Source organism: Loktanella salsilacus, from assembly GCF_900114485.1.
GTDB lineage: Bacteria > Pseudomonadota > Alphaproteobacteria > Rhodobacterales > Rhodobacteraceae > Loktanella > Loktanella salsilacus.
Map to the genome: position 1 here is coordinate 1 of NZ_FOTF01000068.1, position 1,894 is coordinate 1,894.

General features: G+C 55.8%; 6 protein-coding genes. 5 read left to right on the forward strand and 1 reads right to left on the reverse strand.

The window, feature by feature from the left end; genetic code table 11:
- The coding region (locus BM131_RS20150) for a sulfocyanin-like copper-binding protein (RefSeq protein ID WP_217646906.1) at nucleotides 1–230 on the forward strand (230 nt) is incomplete at its 5' end.
- Nucleotides 231–500: 270 nt separating this feature from the next.
- Here the strand turns inward: BM131_RS20150 and BM131_RS20715 are convergent.
- The gene (locus tag BM131_RS20715) at nucleotides 501–626 is read right to left on the reverse strand and encodes a hypothetical protein (RefSeq protein WP_281245361.1); all 126 of its coding nucleotides are present in this window, start codon (nucleotides 624–626) and stop codon (nucleotides 501–503) included.
- On the opposite strand from BM131_RS20715, the gene BM131_RS19815 reads away from it, so the two are divergent.
- The 4 genes from BM131_RS19815 to BM131_RS19825 all read left to right on the forward strand — a co-directional run.
- Nucleotides 627–839 carry a DUF2805 domain-containing protein gene (locus BM131_RS19815; protein WP_090192194.1) on the forward strand — a complete coding sequence of 71 codons (213 nt, stop codon included), beginning with the start codon at nucleotides 627–629 and terminating at the stop codon, nucleotides 837–839.
- An 80-nt stretch (nucleotides 840–919) separates the two neighbouring features.
- Entirely contained in the window at nucleotides 920–1,105 is a 186-nt protein-coding gene (locus BM131_RS20805; protein ID WP_281245362.1) for a pyridoxamine 5'-phosphate oxidase family protein, read from the forward strand.
- A 63-nt stretch (nucleotides 1,106–1,168) separates the two neighbouring features.
- Nucleotides 1,169–1,405: a hypothetical protein gene (locus BM131_RS20635; RefSeq protein ID WP_245754347.1), complete on the forward strand. Its 237-nt coding sequence runs from the start codon at nucleotides 1,169–1,171 to the stop codon at nucleotides 1,403–1,405.
- A 160-nt stretch (nucleotides 1,406–1,565) separates the two neighbouring features.
- Nucleotides 1,566–1,894 (forward strand): IS6 family transposase (locus BM131_RS19825; protein WP_139222743.1); only part of this gene is annotated, 329 nt, incomplete at its 3' end.

The window sequence follows — 1,894 nt, forward strand, 5'->3', positions numbered from 1 at the left end:
GCATTCAGCCTCTGGGCAGAATACACCATCGAGATGGTGGTGTAATTTACAGACGAGCAACACCTACGACACGCGGCCAACAACTTGGCAATGCCGTCTCCGGCTTAAAAGCCACAGAAACAGGTGAACTGATAACGACGCTTGAGCCAGGGAATTACGTGCTGATCTGCAGCCTCAAAGGCCACGTGACTGCCGGAATGGTCGTCCCGTTCACAGTGACAGCTAGGTAGAACCGACTAAGTTTTGACGCGACTGGTGTTCCTTGCGGGGCACCAGTCCGGCACTGTTAGAGGAAATATTCTTGATGCGGCAGGACGGCCACCTAGCCTTTCTGTATGTCTTCCGGTTGTGTGATGGACTTCGGCCGATCGGTTATTTTCTGAAGAACTAGATCCGCGTCGAGTCGCATGAAAATGACCATAAAGACGGAACACGCGCTTGGGACCACGTTTGAGATATGGCCTGATGGCCGCGAAATCAAACTGCCAGTCCAAGGGGCGTTACACGGTGACAAAGCTGCCCAACGCCAGTCCGGCGCTCATAAAGGCCGATGTCTCGTGCTGCGTGAACGGCCCAAGTCGCACGGGGAGCTTGACTTGTGACGCGGCAAAGGCACCTTTTAGCATATGAAATTCAAGCTCCTTGACCCCGCGGCAGTTGGCGAAATTATCGAGATGGCGCTAAGCGACCATACCAGTTTCGACCAGATCCGTGCACTTCACGGGCTGGGTCCGGACCAAGTAAAGGCATTGATGCGGCAAAATTTGAAATCCGGCAGCTACCGCGCCTGGCGCAGACGTGTGCGCGCTTTTGCCGACCGGCGAGAGGTTTATAAATAAATCCTGACCCACTTCCCTGAGTTTGCGATCTGTCGCAGTTGTATGCCGAGGTCTAGACACGCCTTACCCATGGCGTCCACATCCTACACGCCCCGGCCCGGCAACCGGCACTGGCGACCGTCACTCCGGAAGCCAGGCCGCAGACCCGAACGGTCGTTCTGAGCGCGGCCGACAAATCGGCAGGCACGCTGGGTCATTATACTGATATGCGGTCTGCTAAGGTCGGGTATTTGCGCGTCACACCTTTTGCAGCACTTCATGAATAGGACACTTCGACCCATCTGCAAATGCGGCTTGAAGCCCACCTCACAATTCTGATCGATAAGGATGTGGCCGCGAACTGGGATGGCGTGCCCGCAGCTTCGCGCCTGTCTTACGTCAGCACCGCGGTACCGGGCCATCCCATCGCACAAGCGCTGGATCACACGAAAGTCTCTGACGCCGGGTCGTTTGTCGTCTTGCGGCTTCAGATATCAAAACTTGACGCCCTGCATCTTGGCCGGAACCATCGCCGCGCCCGGTTTGATCGGCACAACGAATGTGTAGGTGCATGGCTGGCACCCTGACACGTGCAACGGGAAAACGTCAGGGCCGTCCAGTGATTTTCCGGGAGTGACGGAAAGGATCAGGCGGCCGGGTTTTGTCGCAAACTTTTTTGACTTTCGCCGGGTCAGGTGATGCGGCAGTAATTTTGCGGCAGAGGTGGCGGACGAGTGGGGCGGAGTGATGGGTGATTTCAAGGGCGTACACTTCCCAAAAGAAGCGATCTTGTATGCCATGTTCTTCTATCTGCGCTACCCTGGTTCCTACCGCGATCTCGAGGAGATCATGGAGGAGCGTGGCGTTGATGTTGATCATGGGACGCTGAACCGTTGGGTGGTTAAGTTTGCGCCGCTGATGGCGGCACAAGCGCAGTCCCGCAAGAAACCAACCGCCGAATCTTGGCGCATGGACGAAACCTACATCAAGGTTAAAGGCAAATGGACCTACTATTACTGGGCGGTCGACAACACGGGAAAAACCCTTGATTTCATGCTGTCTGAGCGTCGCAACAA